The organism is Aromatoleum petrolei (genome assembly GCF_017894385.1).
Classification (GTDB): domain Bacteria; phylum Pseudomonadota; class Gammaproteobacteria; order Burkholderiales; family Rhodocyclaceae; genus Aromatoleum; species Aromatoleum petrolei.
On sequence record NZ_CP059560.1, the window covers coordinates 3,642,570 to 3,659,456 of the forward strand.

Genomic DNA, 16,887 nt, shown 5'->3' on the forward strand with positions numbered 1-16,887 from the left:
CCGCGGTAAGGCGGATGTTTTGATGTCGTCCGCGGGCGCGCGGCGGCGAGGAGCGCGCAGGGCGGCTCGCCGCCGATGAAGTCGCCACATTGCTTTTCCCGCCTGCGGGCAGCACTGGAAAATCCGGCCCTGGTCATGATGCTGAGACACCGAACGCGGGCTGCTTCCGGTTTCATTTCGTGCCTTGGCAGTGTGTCCGTGAAACCGCGGCAGCCCAGGCGTTCAACCCGTCTGCAGCAGCAGCGCTCCTCGCTTCGCCCGCGTCAGCGCCACGTAAAGCAGCTTGCGCTTCGCCTCGCTCTCCTCGACCGCGCCGAGGTAGCTGCTCGGCGTGACGACAATAACGCAGTCGAATTCCAGCCCCTTCGCGCGATGCATGGTGGCGAGGTGAATGACCTCGCGAGCATCGGTGTGGTTGCTTTGCGCGCTTATCGTCACGCAGGCCAAACCGGCAGCCTGCAGTTGTCGGGCGAGGGTGTCGCGACTCTTCTCGCTGTGCCCGACCACACAGAAGGACAACGCTCCATCCCCCTGGCTGGAGCGCCAGTCGCGAATGAAGGCGACGGCGTCCGTTGCAGCCTCTTCGATGCCTGCCACCTGCTTCACTTGCGGGGCGGGGCCGTGCGAGAGGGACTTGTAGCGGCGTGTCTCGTCATGACCGTCGTCGAGGTCATCAATCTCGCATCCCTCGAGTAGCGCAACGGCCTGGCGCCGGATTTCGTCGGTTGTTCGGTAGTTGAGGTACAGCTTGCGCGAGCGACCGCGAATGTCGATGCCGCATCGGCTCATTGCCGCCCGGTTCCGGCTGTAGATACGCTGGTGACCGTCGCCCACGAAGAAGAGGTCGTTCTGTCCGGGCGCGACCATTGCGCGGAGGAGCCTCAGCGCCTGCGGGCCGAAGTCCTGGGTTTCGTCAGCAATAATGGATACGTAGGGAAGGCCGGCGCGGCCCTCGGTCGCGATAATCTCGGCGACCTCGCGGTAGGCGTCATCGACTTCCTTGAGCTTGCGCGAGGCGAGCTGCCCTCGGTATTCCTCGAACACCGGCCACACCGCATCGCGTTTTGCGCGGCTGAGGAGCACCCCGCGGCCCGTCCGACGTGCCGTCCGGTACTGGTCGAGCGTCGTGATGCCCTGCGCGAGGATGACCTGTTCCAGTTCTTGTTCATAGAAGGAGTCTGGCAGGTCGAGCGAAGTGTCCTTCATGGTCAGCGCCGACAGCCAAGCCTGCAGCGGAGCATCCTGCTTCCGGTCATAGACGATTCGATGCTCGAACTTGCGGCCGCGGATGAAGGCGCTCACCCAAGCATCGAGGTTCCTGACCTCGATTCGCCCCATCGTCTCTGCGCTGCACAGAGTGCGGAGGTTTTCTTCGATGTCCAGAGCAAGGTTTTTGGTGAAGGTCGTGAAGAGGACCTTCTGGTCTTCTGCGGTCCGGTTTTCGGCCAGCCACTTCGCACGGTGCATCGCGAGCACCGTTTTGCCCGTGCCCGCTCCGCCCAGTACGCGTACCGGACCACTGCGGTCGCCGACCGCGAGCTTCTTCTGCGTTGGGTGCAGGAAGACGCGCCACTGCGCGAGCGGCGCATTCATGATGGCCAGCATGGCGTCATCGTCATCGACGACGACGAAGCGCGACTGAGATTCGGCCGTGGTGAGGGCGGTCGCGAAATCACTGGTGTCGATGGTCTGGTCGACACGCGTTTCGCGGCTCTGGAGCACCTGACCAACGGTGTCGCCGGCCGCCACCAGGAAAAGACCTTCGTAGGCTTCGGTGGGAAGGAGCGGTTGAATTGCGTCGAGTCCTTCCTCCGTGCGCACGCCCCTGACGTTGGGGATGAGCTCCTGTGGTACGCCGAGGCTCATGAGCTCGGTGTCCGTGAGGTTGCCATAGAGCGGCGTGACCTCCCCGCCGCCCGGCGTTGCGGCACCTGCTTGGATGTCCGCGGCCCTCGTTTCGTCGGACGAGGCAGACGGCGCCACAGGCTCGACAACCTGTTCGAATGTCACGAGCTGCATCGCGCCGGTGACCGGGTTGATGCTGAGCTTCCGGTTTTCCGCCCAGCGATACGCGTCGTCATGGTGTGCGACATAGAGCAGGACGTAGACGTCGCCGGCTTCGGGCTTGAACACAATCCCACGCCAATCACGGTCGAGCCGGACCGATTTCAGGTTGGCGTCGCGTGCGCCGTTGATGTTCTCGTAGTTGATGCCGGGGCTGCGTGGGTCAGCCTGGAACTGGATGGCCCACTTCATTACCTTCGAGTGCACGGCGGCGGGCAGCTTCGACAGCTGGAGCAAGAAATCCTGTGCCAGTGCGACCTTGGGTTTCAGTTGCATACGGTTTCCTTATCTTCCACGGGCAAGCCGAGTTTCTTCCCGACCACTGCAGCCCATTGCTCGTCGTCGATGAGCGCGAGGTCCTCGGTCAGGACAAGCACCTGCCATCCAGCGGCACCCCACACGGCGGCCAGGTCTGCCTGGTCGTCGCGCAGGACCACAAGTTTTTCCGTTGGCCAAGCGAGTTCCGCATCGGCGATGACTTGGCCTTTCTCGTCAGGCAACTCCAGGCCGACCTCCGGCACTTCGGCTCCTGCGGTCGCGAGCAGCTTCAGGCCTTCGCGCAGTCCCGTCAGCGTCTGTTCGAGCACGGTCTGCCATATGGCGAGCGTTGCGTCCTGGCCAGGCGGTGTCGCGGAGGTCGCCTTGTCCTCCTCACCGACCGCCAGTGCCTCATAGTCCCTGGCGTCGAGACCGGCCCCCGTCACCATCAGCATCCCTGGCAAGAACTGCGCGGCGTTGTAGAGGTGTAACCAGCGCCGCCACGCGCGGTGCAGGGTTTCCGCGTCCTGCGCAAGCCCTTCGTCGAGCACTACGATGCCCGGCGCCGACCAGGCGGCGGAGGGAGGTTGAGGCTTTGCCCACGCCAATGGCCACCAGCCCAGCATCGTGCACGGGTTCTCTCCGCGGGCGAGCATTGGCGCGGCACCGGCCGGTGCGGCACGAAGGGCTTCCGGCAGACGTGGCTGCCAAGTTGCCAGCGCGCTCGCGCACGCCGTCCTGTCCTGTTCGGTCGAAGGAATCATCAAGAAACCCAGCCACAGCGCATTTCGCTGCAACACGGGGAGCCCTGCATCATTCCCCGAGGAGTCACTGCCGAGTGCGAGCCAGTGCAGAAGGCGCGCAACGGCGTGTTGCGTGAACGCCTTCTCCTGAGCACGATGCACGTGGGGTGGAGCCTTCGTTCCGTCGTGACGTCCCAAGGCCGCGAGGGGGGATTCGAGGTCACACTCCAGACTACCCTCGAGTGCCGCCTTCACGTCATGGTGCGTCACCGACCAGACCCACAGGTTTCCGCCCGCCACGATAGCGCTTCGCTTCAACGCATCGGCCCGAACGCAGTTCTGATGGTCGGCCCATCCGTCGCAGAAGACGGCAATCGGCTTGCGCTTCGACGTGACGGACCACGGCCATATCACGAAATCGGGTTTGCTCCAGACGCTGAGGTCAAAAAGTTTGCCGATTTCGCATTGCACCTCGATGCGATACCGCTGAGTTCCGACTTCCATTACCCAACCGGACTTGCCATTCACCACGTCCTGAATGAGCTTGACCGGCGGAAGCCCGCCGACGCCTCCGAGCTTCGGAAGGCTCTCGATGAAACGTGCCTCCAGCACTGAGTCGAAGTTCGGGTTGATGTAGATGTCCGCAATCGTCTCGACCTTTTCGAGGTGGTCGAGCGACCCGACCAGGTCGCCGAGAACCGCTCTGGCGTTGTCCCGCGAGACCAGTTCCATGCTGCGGCCGAGCCGGTACTGATAGAGGCAGCGATAGCAGCCATCCTTTTCGGGGTCGGCATTGCACGAGCACGTGTTGATAGCCTCGAGCGCCATGCGGAGCACATCGGCGAGGGTGCCCGCATCGTGCGCCAGCAGCTGATGCAGGTAGCCTGTCCCGCCGGGCACCGAGTCGTAAAGCATGACGTAATGCTTGCGCGGGCCGCCGTTGGTGCCAGGCTGGTCCTGCAACACCATCCGCAGGTGGTCGACCTTGCCGCCGAAGCGTCGTTTCAGGCCCAGCTGCAGGGCAGCCATAAAGGACTGAACGACGCGTTCATCGACCCCATTCTTCGTGTAGGGAACGAGGATACGCAGCGCCTCGGACTCGAACTCCCGGTAGAGATAGAGGCACTCCAGCAGGTTCGACGGGTCGTTGTCCCCGTGCTTCGGACAGTCGAAGCTATGGCTCTGCTCGGGCGCTTCTGCGCTGCGCTTGGGTGGTTTCTGCACCTTCCCGCAGTGCCGGCACAGACGAAAGCCCGGTCGTGAGGCTTCCTTGTCGGCGACCTTGAACGATTCACCGGGCTTGGCCAGCTCGCCGAAATTCACGTCCCTGAACGTCACTCGCGAGATGAACTCGAAGCCGAAAGGCAGGCCACCCGACCCAATCTGCCAGGCCTCGCGCACGTTCTTCGGTTCGAAGTCGGCCATGAGTTGTCGGACGTAATACTTCGGCTCTCTGTCCTCGGTGCTGTCGTCGATGCGGACTTTGGTGTCGTCGCTGTTTGCAATCGCCTGTCGGAAGCGGAGCAAACTGCGTTTCTGCGCCGCATCCGCCCACATGGCATCCCCGCAGCGCGGGCACGTTGGATGGACGTCCGCCTCGATGGTGAGGTTCTGCATGTGGTGGCAACCGGGGCAGAAGCGCCAGTCCTCGGTCTTCGCCAGGTTCATGTTGATTTGGTCGACCTCGACCCGGCGCTGATTGGCGTAGAAGCGGTTTTCAGGCGCGAACTCGGACAGCGCCGATTGCGCAGGACGTTCGTACTTCAGCGCGTTGAGCGTGACATACGCGCCCTGGCCGGGCTCGTCGGTGCCGCGCTTGCGCCACAGCACCGACTTGAGCTGCACGCCCGCTTCCGGAAATGCATAGTTCGGGATGAGGCCGGAATCGGTCAGCATGCCCAGAAGGTCGCGTGCGTTGATTTCCTTGATGAGCTCGATGAACTTGTCGCGCTCACGCTGCAGGCTGTCGATTTCTGCCTCGGTGGCGCCGTCCTTGGGCTTCGTTTTAAGCTGCTTGATGGCCTTCTCGAGTTCGTCCTTGCGCTTCTTGTAGGCGCGCCGCTCCTCAAGCAACTCCTCCAACGCCTTCATCAGTCGCGTGCGCAGCCCATCGGCGTCGCCCTGACCCTGCATGTAATCGAGCAGGCGGCTACGGACCACGTCGTCCACGTCGCCGTCCAGAAGCTGCATGAAGGCGCTGTAAAGGCGCTCCTCATTGACCAACACGTAATCGCTGAAGATGTATGGGAACCGGTCCTTCTTGTTGGCATCCAGCGAATCGAGCGCCTGTGACGTCTTTTCCGGAAGGGCGGACGGATTGCTCAGGCTGGCGACCCAGTCGTCCATGCAGAACGCGAACAGTTGGCGGCGAAGCACTTCCGTGGCACGGAGAAAGACGCCGGGTGGCGCGACATCGCCCGCAATCATCTCCTCCGTCTCGGCAAAGAAATAGAGGTCGTGCGGACTGTTGCCGTCGGCGAGTGTCGTAGTCATCGCATTGCCGTCCCGACGTCCCGCCCGGCCAACCCGCTGCAGAAAGCTCGCCTGGTTGGGCGGGACGGAGCACAGGAGGACCGACGACAGGTCGCCGATGTCCACGCCCATCTCCAGAGTCGGGGTCGCGGACAGCAGGTTCTCGAACCACGGCTTCGGGTTCTTGTTCTTGAACCGAACCTCGAGCGCCTCGCGGACCGAGCGTTCAAGTAGTCCTGTATGCTCAGCAGCGATGACGCGCCGCAGGTCCCCGCGACTGAACCGGCGCGCCCACCATTCCGCCGCCTCTGGTATCAGCGCTTCATAGTGCACATCGAGCGCGTCCAGGCAGGGCATCCTGAGCAGCTGCTCAGCGTCCTCGCGCGGTACCGCCAAACGTCGTTTGTTGCCTTCGGTCGCGACGAAGGCGACTTGCGTGAAGAGCATCAGTTCGTCGGGATTGAGGGCGAGCGTGTCTCCGTGGTGGTGACTCGTCTTCAGCAGCACGCCCCTCGCCACGAGGAGCGCGGTGGCCGTGGCCGCCAATTCCGTGGTCATGCCTTTGGCGAGCAGGGCCTGCTGTCCAAGTACCGCGGTCGTCCAGCGCTCGTACCAGCTGGGCCGCGTGGCCCCCTGCAACTTGTCGAAATCGCGGTGTGCGCCCAGCGTGACAAAGACCGGCCTCGGTGTGTTCTCGCCCATCGGGGGGAGCCACTCGCCCCGGCCGCCTGTCTTCGCTAGCGCGTAGATGTTGCCGTCGGCGGCATAGTTGCCGAGTTCGGGGTGCATAACGCCACCCCGCTGACGCATGTGCGTGAGTATTCCCCATAGCCACTGGCTGACCGTTACGTGTTCCAGCCCTTGCGCACCGAACTGCTCGCGCAGGGTCGGCAGGAGTTCGGCAGCGAGTTCGCTGACGCGGCCCCAGGGCACCGCCAGGACCGCCTTGCCGATACGCTCCAGAGTGCGGCCCCGCTGGCTCAGGTAGGTCAGGTCACTGAAGGCCTGCCACATCAGCCGTTTCTTGACCCGTGTCGGAAGCTTGCTCGCAGAGGGGAGGTGCTGCTTCTGCAACAGTTCGATAGCCCAGTCGTGCTGCCAGGCCATGTTCGGCCCCAGGAACTCGGACACGAGTTGCTCCGGAGGCATGTGCAGAATGGAACCGGGAGTATCGAAGCGCTTCTCGACTTCTTCGAGGAACCGGGACCAGGGGAGCTGGGTGTATCCAAGCTCGTCAATCACGTGCGCCCACGCGGTGCGCGCATTATTCGCGTAGGTGCGTGCACCGAAGAATCCGGCCCGATGCGCGGCATCCTGCACGGAGTCCGAAAACGCGATGAGCTTCTTGTCGTCGTTGAAGACGCTGGCCCAGCTGGTCTCGACCACCTGGGAGCCGAGGGTGGCATTCCGTGCACCGAGCAGAAGCAGTTCTCCGCGCTCGCCGCAGGCCGGACACGTCTGGTCGTGTAGGGTGAAGTGCGCCTGGCCGACTACGTGCGATTGCTGCGCCGTCACGCGGAAGGCGTCCAGCAGCTCCTGGTGTCCGCAAGCGATGCAGGGGCCTGTGCCTTGCTGTGTGTTGCCGCAGGCGACACAGACATGCTCGCGCATTCCGGCGACTTGAGAGCGCTTGAAGCTGGTGGCTGCGTAGAAGCGGGCCGCTTCAGGGCGGCGCGAGAACCAGGTGTTGTAGATTTCCTCGAGCTGGGTGGACAGCTTGCTGCTGCCCGGCACAAGCCTCGAAATCCAGCCTGTGGTACGACACTGGCTGCATTGGACCATCGGTAGATAGACGCCGTCGCGCTCCCCCGGCAGGTCCCGTTCGCTGCGCAGGCGAACCTCGGTCGGGTCGGTGTTGAGCTTGCCGACCATGCGCCGTAGCTCGCGCACCCACAGCTGGACTCGCAAGGTCACCAGCGGCTGCTTGCCGTCGCGCAGGGCCCAAGCGACCAGTACGAGCAGGGCATCGAGAACTTGGCGCACCTGCTCGCCCGTGCCCGAGGGCATGTAGCGCGAGAAGGCATCCGCGAGATTTCGGTAGCTCGCGACGCTCCCCTTTAGGAGTTTCAGGAGATTGACGAAGAGCTGGTGCCGCTTGAGTAGTTCGCCCAGTTCGTGGCGCCATTCGCTAGCGTTCGGGTCCGCGGGCGCAGGTTCGTCAGGGAAGAAGAGCTCGAACCACGCGGTGACCGCTTCCGCGGGTGAGGCGTACTGCGAGGGCTCCAGGCATGCGGCCCACTCAGGCCGGAACGCGAACATGTAATCGACCGTCGCGTCCCCCAGGAAGACATCTACCGCCTGGCGATTTTCGGTGATAACCGACGCAGGTTCGAAGGGCACCCCGAAAACCTGGCGCGCATACTCTCGCAATGGGGTCGAGTCGGAGCTACCGCCGAGCGTCGCCGAAGTGCCGGCACAAATCAGATGCTCCGAATCAATCTTCAGGCGAGCTCGCAGACGACGCAGCAGCAAAGCGAGGTCGGTCCCCTGTGCGCCATCGAAGGTATGGAGCTCGTCGACCACTACGTAGCGGAGCGTGGTCGGAGCGTTGGATGCCCATAGCTCGCGGTCCTTGGGTCGCAGCATCAGGTAATCCAGCATCTTGTAGTTCGTCAGCAGGATGTCGGGCGGATGCTTGCGCATCGTCTCCCGGTCGGTGATGACACTGGTCGGCGTCATCACCATGCCGTCGCCCGGCGCACTGCCGTTACCGCCGACATATAAGCCCACGCGTAGCCCGGCAAAGGCGGGCACGCCTGCGACCAGCTGTGCAATCCGTCGCGCCTGGTCGGTCGCCAGCGCGTTCATCGGATAGATGACCAGTGCCTTGATACCCGCTGCACCTGCCTTTCGGGCCCGTGCGCAATGGTCGAGTACCGGATAAAGGAAGCACTCGGTTTTGCCGCTGCCCGTGCCTGTGGCGACCAAGGTACTCGCGGCGAGGTGTAGGCTTGAGAGACGGTTCCATGCCTGCTCCTGGTGGCTGTATCCCGGAAACTCCGTCTGAAAACCCGCGAAGAAATCCCGGCTCGCCGCCCCCGGCACGAAGGGCAGGCCGATTTGCACGTACGGGCCTTTGAGCCACGCACCGGGGTCCGCGACGAAGCGGCTCATCAGCCCGTGCATGAAGGGGTCGGCCGGCTCATAGGCCGCGACCAGGAACTGCTCCAGGGCGGTTTGGATGTCTCTCGCGAGCAGTGACGGAAGCATGGTTCAGATGACTGTGATTTGAAAGGGCAAAGACTGATTACGGCTTCTTCAGGGGCCAGCGCGTTACCATGGCATTCGCCAAACGCTGCGACCGGTCGTTGACTTTTGCCTTGTTGAATTTCTGATTGCCTGCGCAGCTGGCGGCGACCGCCTTCACTGCGCTCAGGCTGGACCTCATGTACTGGGCCATCTTGCTTTCGACCGTGTTGTTCTTGCAGGCGCTATTGATGCTGCCTTCAAGCAACATGAGGTTTCCCAGACGGTGGTTGTGCTGCAGGTAGTCTGCCTCGTCGTTGAATCCGTAGCCGGCGATGCTGAAACTGTTATCTGCATCCTGCGGGAGAATGTGCTCCACCGTGAGGCCGTTCTGATTGAGCGCGGCCAACTCCGCCAGACCCAACTCGGAAGTGCCGACAACGACGCGTGCCTGTGCTTCTTCTTGCAGCAGCATTCGTTGCAGAGCCGGATTGCGATACATACCCTCGTCCATCAGGCGAGACGCCATCATCGCGTCTGGCATGCCCCAGACGCAGAAATTCTGCAGTTCCTGAATAATCCAGTCGATGGAGTGCTGATGCAGGTCTCGGGTAATCCGGTAGATGTCCGCCTGGGGATTGGTGCCGCGGAGCTTGAATACGCGCAGGTCTGTAAGCTCGATGATTTCCATCAGTGAACGCTGGTCGGCGGTGCCGCATTGGTTCAGCCAGCCATTGCGATGGAGCCGTATCAAGAGTGGATAGAGTGTGGCCGAAAGGTCCTGTATCACCCACAGCAGGTACGACGCCATATCCGTTCTTGTCGTCTGTACGAGTGCTTCCAGGCTTGCAAAGAACTGCGTGAGGTCAGTTGTGTATGCGGTGATGAAGGTGCTCAACTTGTTGCTGTCGCTGCGCAGGTTCTTCAGCGCTGGCTTCAGGAAGGTCTCCAGCACGGTTTCGGACGTCGCCCAGTAGTCGCCACCGCCGGAAACCCCGAAGGGGGCTGCGTTGAACGCGAGGTAGTGATAGCGCAGGACATCGTCCTCGCGGAACGTGTCACGGTCGATTTGCCGGATTTTGTATCCCGATTCTCCGCCCATTCGCTTAATACGACTGAAACTCCGGAAAGCTTTCCCGAACTCTTCAGAAATGAACGTGTCGAGTATGCCGCCAAGATAGCGGTTCGAATAATAGACCAGCAGACTTTTCACGATGTCCATCTTGGCGAGAGGCACCCCCCGGTCGTTGACCGACTGGAACATGCGGATTGCCTTGCCTTCGTCCTGCTCGATGAACTTCAGTACTTCCATTTTGCTGATGCACTGCAGCCAGTTTTTCACCAACTGCTGTCCGCCGTTTGTGACAAGGGCGGCAACGCGCTGCCGTATCCAGGAATATGCCTTCCGCAATCTGTACTGCCCGTCGGATACAGGGGCCGGGTTCTTTTCACTGAGCAAATCGCGAAAAAACACCTCGTTTTCGCCCAGAACGCGGAATTTCGCCCCATCAACGGGATTTTGAATGAAGAGGTTGCGGTAGTGATTCTGTAGCTCAGTGTCCTCGACCACATCAATCAGTGAATCGAGCAGCATCGTCAGTGTGGTCAATCGCTGCTGGCCGTCGACCACGTGCACCGGGTCGTTCTTGTCTACCTGGGATAAGATAAAGGTGCCCAGATAGTGACTGCTGTTGCCCTCGAGGGCCTCCTCAATGTCGTTAAAGAGGTCATCCACGTTCATTTCACGCCAGGCATAGTCGCGCTGGTAGCTGGGAATGACGAAGGTTCTGCCAGTGAAGAAAATCTGGATGGTCTCGGGGCTCACGGACGTTGTTTTCCTTATTGCATCTGGTCGTTCAATTGAGTGGAACCATCACCTGCGCGCGCGCTTGGATACCGTTCTTGGACGCCAGCCGAGCAAGTGCTCGACCTGCGCCAGGCGTCATTCAATAATTGCCGCTCCCCCTCGGCTTGCACGCCCCGACGCAAGTCATCCAGTGGGTACCAGCTGTTGTCCTGTTCCTCTTCCGATAAGGGGGCGAAAAAGTTGTCGGTCATTCCCTGGCTAGTCCTGGTTATCGAAAACCCGGTTGGAAACCCGCCAGACCACCGGCGTCAGGTCCTCTTCCTTGATGTGATTCACAGGGTCATTGAGTCTGGCGACGATATTTCCATCGCCCTTGCCGTCTATCGTGACCCGATAAAGCCATGCCCGCGGGCCTAGACCGCCGAGAACGGCACGCTCGTTCGCGGTCAGGAAGAAGTCGCTCCCTGCAAGTGTCGAGGTCTTCACTTCAATGGAACGCTCCTCGCCGGGCCAAGTCGATTCAACGTCATATCCCCGGGCCACGTCGGTCTCGGCAACGCGCCTGACGTAGTCGTCAGGTCTGGCGCACCCGCAACCGCGAAGTCGTTCCAATTCGTCGAGAATGACCAGCATCTCACCCGCTCGGCCGGTTTCACTCTGGCGGGAGAGCAATGCTGCAAAGTCTTCTTCGGAAATTTCGCGCTTGTTGGCGCCGGCGGTTTCATTTTGAGGCCTGTTCGAATTCGCGCCCGCAGCGGTCTGCATGGACTCACGTCTTCCGCCTTCGCCAAAAAATGCGGCTAGCACAAACTCCACATCATCGGGTTCAAGCGACAGCATCAGGACTTCGTTCATCGAAGATGGTCCCAGATAAGGCGAATGCAGAACGCTGTTTGCCGGTTGACCATCCCGCGGATAGACCTTGGTGACCTTGTCCGCCGGGATGAGGTCTCGCAGGCGCTTCCCGTCGCAGGTCTGGTCGCGAATGTAGAGCGTGGTGTTCTCTTTGTTCATCCGGGCCCCGATTTCTGCATTGCCATATCGTGGCAATTTGAATATCCACGTCGGAGCCGTACTGGTGTGACCCGAGTCGTGGTAATCGGTGGCTCCGTATTGCTCGTCGAGCAACCGAATGGTTTTCATGACACCGGAGGCTACGGGGTAGCCGAGGTCGGACAGGGAGCGTTTGCTTTTCTCGATTGTTCTCATGCGTTCTTCTCGAAGAATGCCCACGCGATGCGGTAGTCCTCTTCACGGTTGGCGCGGGCGAAGGGGGCTGTGTAAGTGCGTTCGACGGTGCGGGGGCCGCCGGGGAGGGTGTCGTCGGTGACCCATTGGGTGATGGCGGTGCCGTCAGGGACCTTGGGGGTGCCGCCTCGCGTCAAGATGGATTCGTCCTCGCCTTCGGCGGGGTAGGACCACAGGTCGTCCCAGCCGAAGTTGCCTTCGCGCGCCTTGCCGTCCGGGGTGACGATGCGAGTTTTCGGTGTGCTGCGGCTGCCCTTGCGCGGTAGGCCGACGCCGACTAGGCCTTTGCTGTTGGTGAAGACGATGCGGCCCTTGATGTCGTACCAGGTGTCGCGCTCGTAGCCTTGCATCACCGGGAACTGCACGCGGTAGATGAGCAGCAACTCTTCCAGCGTCAGGCCGAGGGCTTGGGCCACCAGCACGTCGATTTCCACCAGCACCATGCGACGTGCGTAGTCGCTGCGCAGCGCACAATTGCGGCTCCAGGTGCTGGTGAGGTTTTGCCAGAATTCCTGGTGCAAGCGCAGGTTGGCGGGCTGGCTCCAATGCTGGTCGGCGAAGTCGAGGTCGAAAAGCTCTTCCCATAGAGGAGCGTAGTGCACCGTTAGGCAGGAGAGCACCAACGCTCGGCAAATCACTCTCTCTGAACCATGGTCGTCGCGTATTACGAGGACTGAATCTGCGGTCTCACCCCAAAAGTTGACCTTACCCGTTGTCTTGACAAAAAAATCTGCGACGAGCGAAGTCCACGTCCCAATTGTCAAGAGCAAATTGCGCCTGTCCGCGAAAGCGACGGATAGTGCACCGTCAATGTGTGCAGCCCCAGGCGGAATAATGGCGGGCGATAGAGTGCGCTCAGAGGCAGGGCCAATCATCTTTCTCGTGATTAGTCTGAAATAGTCCGTGCTCCGCTTTTTGAGCTGCTTCCCTTCATCTTCCCAGTAGACCGTGCGAACTCGCGAAAAATATTCTGTTGTGTTCTTGGATGGCCAGTAGTTTGTCCGCGGGAGATAATCGTCAGGTAAAGTGACAAGGTCGATTACATCATAATGACCATTTGCAGTGCATACCCTTCTCGGGGATTTATAGAAGGGATTCGCAACGTGGAAATGAGGCCCGGAAAACACTATCTCTGTAGTGTCTAAAGGAAAGCGGGAATCGTTCGGAATTCGTCGATTAATTGTGCCGTCCCGCTGCTGCCGTGACTCATGCCACATTTCACTGCACATGTGATGCTCGGCGAAATCGCCTAGACGCCGGGGCCAGGCAGCGAGTTTCCGCATTACGCTGCCCAATGCGCCGGCGTGCAGGGCGGGAAGGCGAGCTCGTATTGGTGTCGTTCCGGACTCGTCGTAGAGTCGTGCGAAGGTACTCAGTAGCGCGGTTTCGACGCGCACGATGCGGTCGCGGTGGCCGGCGGCGTTCCATTTTCCGGCTTCGTCCTTGTAGCCGCCGACCACGCCCGTTCCGTCATGCTGATAGCAGGCATCGACCGTGCTTGGGGAAAACAGATTTGAAAGATGGTCGAAGGCAGGGGCGGTGCGGTGGGGGCCGTAGATGTTCACACTGTATTTGGTGTGGTGGTCCACCTCGGCAAACAACTGCAGTTCATTCACAAATCCGAAATGCCGCCGCAACCGCGCATACACGGCCTCTCGCAGCGTTCCGCCTTTCGGGTCGTCATACGGCCCTTCGGGATGTAGCAGGCCGGTCACCCCTTGTGCGCTGTTCAGATTCCAGGCGAGCGGCATGAAGCACTTGTACAGATTGGTCTGCACGCCCTTCAAGAGCGGATAGTTTTGCACCGCATTGAGGAAGTTCTGCGTGCCCTCCGCTTCCTGGAACTCGCCAGACCACGCCGCCTGTAGGCCGGGGAAGTCTGAAAACGCCTGTGTCCGCAGGTTAGCCAAGTTGCTTGCACTAACTTTGCGAATCGCAAACACCGGGTTCTTCTCACCCAGAATGCCGGCCTCGTTCCACTCCACCTTGAGCCAGGGCGGGTTCCCCAGAATCAGGTCGAAGCCGCCGCGGGCGAGCAGCACATCCGAAAAACACAGCTCCCAGTGCAGGAAGCGCTGTGCGACCGCGACCGCGTCTACCTGCTCGATGCGTGGAAATTGCTGCCGTAGCTTGCTGATGCGCAATTGTCCGAACTTATCGTGCAGCTTCTTCTGTTCCGGCGATTTCGCAAGTGTCATCTGCCTCTCGAAGCCCACCAAGCTGCCCTGCACTTCGGGAACAAGGACCTGCGGGGCTTCGGGCGCGGTGGGCTGCAGGTCCAAGCTCGTTTGTGGGGCGAGGTCGACGATGTTGCCTTCCAGAATGGCGCCGACTTCCATCCACCATTCCTCCCGGCTTGGGAGATGGCTACTGGCAGTTATGGGCCAGAACCACAGGGCGCACCAGTAATCCATCACCAGCTTCAGGCGACGGAATGGTGTGGCGAGGTCGCCGTCCTCGTTGAGGAGTCCTTGGCGGCGGATGGCCTCCTTTTGCGCCCGGCTGATGGCTCCGCCGTTCTCGTCCTTGGCGGGCTTGTTGGGCCAGACGGCGAGAACGTCCTCGGTGCGCTCGCGGTCGCGCGCCAGCGCTTCCGTATGCTCCTTCCAAAGGTCCTCTGCGCTTTGGCTGAGCTGCTGCAGGCGCGCTATTTCGTGGGGGGCGAGTGGCGCTGTGAATGACTTGCGCCAGGTCTTGAGGCGCTCGAAGTCGTTCGGGTAAAGCGTCTTGGCCGTCTTGTCCGTGTAGTTAGCCATGCCCGGGTCAGGCAGCAGGAAGTGCCAAATTTCGTCCGCCTTCCGCGGTTCGCTCTTGGTGACGCGGCGCGGCGGTTCTTCATGCCACGTTGGTTTGGCGCCTTTCTTCAGCGATGCGGCGTTGTAGACCTGATGGCGGGCGCCGATGAGGCTGTTGCCGGCGAAGAGCTGATAACCGAACCAAGGCACACGGGCGGGTAACGGACGACCCAGAGCATCGGTGACCGGCTCGCCGTCTTCGTCGAGTTCGCCGTAGATGGCGTTGAGCCACAGGGAAACCTCCGCCAGTTCTACCGCTACCGGGTTGAGGTCTACGCCGAACACGTTGCGGTCGGCGAGATACATGCGCACCTTCTGCAGTTCCTGTGGGTAGGGTTTGTGCGCGATGCGGCGGCCCAGCTCCTGCTGCTTGCGCTCAAGATAGGCTTCGGCGAGCTGGTTGACCGCCTCGTTCAGGAACGCGGCGCTGCCCATGGCGGGCTCGCAGACGGTGAGGGTGAGGATGTCGTCTGCCTTCTTTACCCGGTCGCTATCCAGGAGCTCCTTCAGCGCGTACTTCACGAGGCACTGCGTGAGCACCTGCGGCGTGTAATAGCTGGCGCTCTTCTGCCTGTCGCGCCCGGCCAAGCGGTAGATAAAGCTGCCCTTGGGATAGACGCGCAGCTTGGTGTGCCCCGACTCGGTGACGTCGTAGACGCGCTCGTCCTCGGTGTACTCGCTCAGACGGCTGGCAGGGACGAACCACGCTGTGTCGAGCTTGTCGGCATCGGATGCGTTACCGGCGCGCTGACGCCGTCCGTTGGCCGACGAGTCCTCGCCAGCGTCGTCGCCGTCCTCGCCGCTTTCCTCGTCGTCCCCGCTGTCTTCGGCGGCGGCATGGCCTTTCTTGGGCGCCGGCTTGACCTCATAAAGGTCGTCCGAGGCAAAGAATCCGCGGTAGCTCAGCAGCGCCTCGTACACCGCGCCCAACTGGTTGATGGACAGCAGCTGGTAGCTGACCCGACCGCTACGCCGGCCGCGGCCCTGTCCGCGAGTGAGGGACATCAGGCGGATGACGGTCTGCCAGACGTGATTCGGGAAGCGGACCTTACCGAGCAGCGGTAGTGTGCTGTCGTCGAAAAGGCGGCTATCTAGTGGGGCGAGGGCAAAGGTCTCCTTGGCTCCGGCGATAGTGTCGCCCAACTGGTGCTGGGTTGCGCTGTCGAGGCCGGTTCCATTGGCGACGAGCTTGAAGAGGCGGCGAAGGGTGGCGTCAAAGTAGAAGCCGTTGCGTGAGTGCGGGGTGCTCAGCGGCTGAATCTCGAGGTCGCGCAGGCTCTCCAGGCTGTAGCCCTTGAGGTAGACCTCGCTCTTGTCGATGGGCACGTAACCCAGCTCGGGCCGCGCCTCGATATAGAACATGAAGAGCAGCCGGTAGACGAGGCGCAAGCACTCGAGGCTGAGGTCTGCAGCGTCGAGCTGGTCCTTGCCGCTGAATATGCCTTTCTTTGCCTCGGAAGCCTGCTCGCGGAGCTGCCTCGCGGCTTCGTTGCCCAGCAACTCGATGGCTTCGCGCAGCGCGTACTTGAGGTCTTCGCTGACGCCGAAGGCGTGCTTGTGGGCGTTCTCGTCGAGGCTTTCGAGCAGGCTGTTGCCCTCGCCCGGGGCGAGACAGTCCTTGTGCAGCAGGGCGGCACAGGCCTTCAGCGTGTCGGCGTCCTTGCGGTCCAGGATGTCCGCCCAGTCGAAGCGCAGCGCCCGATTGTTGGGCCACTTGTAGCGGTCGAGTAGCAGCCACTCGTCCAGGCCGGCGAGCAGGACGTAGCGCGGAGGTGTCTCGGCACCGAAGACGGCATCGGAGAGAAGGTCGGCCCAGATTTCGTTCTGGAGTGCCGGCGGGATGGCTTCGCCGTTGAGGTGCAGGCTGAGCAGCTTGTGGTCGAGCAGGTCCTCGGTCTCGGCTCCCGGCTGGTACGCGGGGATGATGGCGAGCCGAGGAAGTTGCAGCTGCCAGAAGGGAATGGGCAGTCCGGGCACCAGTTCGTGGCTGCTGGGGCGCTTGTCGGGCGCGGCGTAACTCAGTGCCTGCAGTAGGCCCGCCTGGATTTGCGTAAAGACTTGCCACCGTTCTGCGGCGTCGCCCGCTCGCTGCAGCTGGCTGCGCAGGCTGAACCACTTCTGCGCCCAGGCCTGCAGCCGCTTGTAGGGTGCGCGATGGTTATCGTCACCCGGGTGGGCGGCCTCAGCCGCTTCCCAAGCATCGAGGCGGGCCTTGATGTCGCCCTTGAACACCTCCGCCAGGTAGTGATGACTGTAGAACTCGTTTTCGTTGGCGATGCCGGCGAACGTTTGAACGGCGTCAAGAACAGGCATG

Annotated in this window: 5 protein-coding genes; all 5 read right to left on the minus strand. The window is 61.7% G+C overall.

Annotated features, from left to right (window positions below):
• Positions 1 to 222: 222 nt before the first annotated feature.
• The 5 genes from ToN1_RS16610 to ToN1_RS16630 all read right to left on the minus strand — a co-directional run bounded on the left by ToN1_RS16610 (position 223) and on the right by ToN1_RS16630 (position 16,886).
• Positions 223 to 2,340 carry a UvrD-helicase domain-containing protein gene (locus ToN1_RS16610; RefSeq protein ID WP_169204427.1) on the minus strand — a complete coding sequence of 706 codons (2,118 nt, stop codon included), beginning with the start codon at positions 2,338 to 2,340 and terminating at the stop codon, positions 223 to 225.
• Positions 2,331 to 8,651, minus strand: a complete 6,321-nt coding sequence (locus ToN1_RS16615) for a DEAD/DEAH box helicase (protein WP_210147840.1) — start codon at positions 8,649 to 8,651, stop codon at positions 2,331 to 2,333. Before ToN1_RS16615 ends, ToN1_RS16610 begins: the two co-directional genes overlap by 10 nt.
• 133 nt (positions 8,652 to 8,784) lie before the next feature.
• Positions 8,785 to 10,548, minus strand: a complete 1,764-nt coding sequence (locus ToN1_RS16620) for a DUF262 domain-containing protein (protein ID WP_169204429.1) — start codon at positions 10,546 to 10,548, stop codon at positions 8,785 to 8,787.
• Positions 10,549 to 10,788: 240 nt separating this feature from the next.
• On the minus strand, positions 10,789 to 11,739 hold the full coding sequence (locus tag ToN1_RS16625) for a protein NO VEIN domain-containing protein (RefSeq protein WP_169204430.1): 951 nt from the start codon (positions 11,737 to 11,739) through the stop codon (positions 10,789 to 10,791).
• Positions 11,736 to 16,886 (minus strand): class I SAM-dependent DNA methyltransferase, encoded by a 5,151-nt coding sequence (locus tag ToN1_RS16630; protein WP_169204431.1) that lies wholly within the window; start codon positions 16,884 to 16,886, stop codon positions 11,736 to 11,738. Before ToN1_RS16630 ends, ToN1_RS16625 begins: the two co-directional genes overlap by 4 nt.
• Between the last annotated feature and the right edge of the window lies 1 nt (position 16,887).

What these genes read in the sequence shown, in the direction of transcription:
- ToN1_RS16610 (WP_169204427.1), bottom strand. Translation starts at nt 2,340, where the DNA reads ATGCAACTGAAACCCAAGGTCGCACTGGCACAGGATTTCTTGCTCCAG.
- ToN1_RS16615 (WP_210147840.1), bottom strand. Translation starts at nt 8,651, where the DNA reads ATGAGCCGCTTCGTCGCGGACCCCGGTGCGTGGCTCAAAGGCCCGTAC.
- ToN1_RS16625 (WP_169204430.1), bottom strand. Translation starts at nt 11,739, where the DNA reads ATGAGAACAATCGAGAAAAGCAAACGCTCCCTGTCCGACCTCGGCTAC.
- ToN1_RS16630 (WP_169204431.1), bottom strand. Translation starts at nt 16,886, where the DNA reads ATGCCTGTTCTTGACGCCGTTCAAACGTTCGCCGGCATCGCCAACGAA.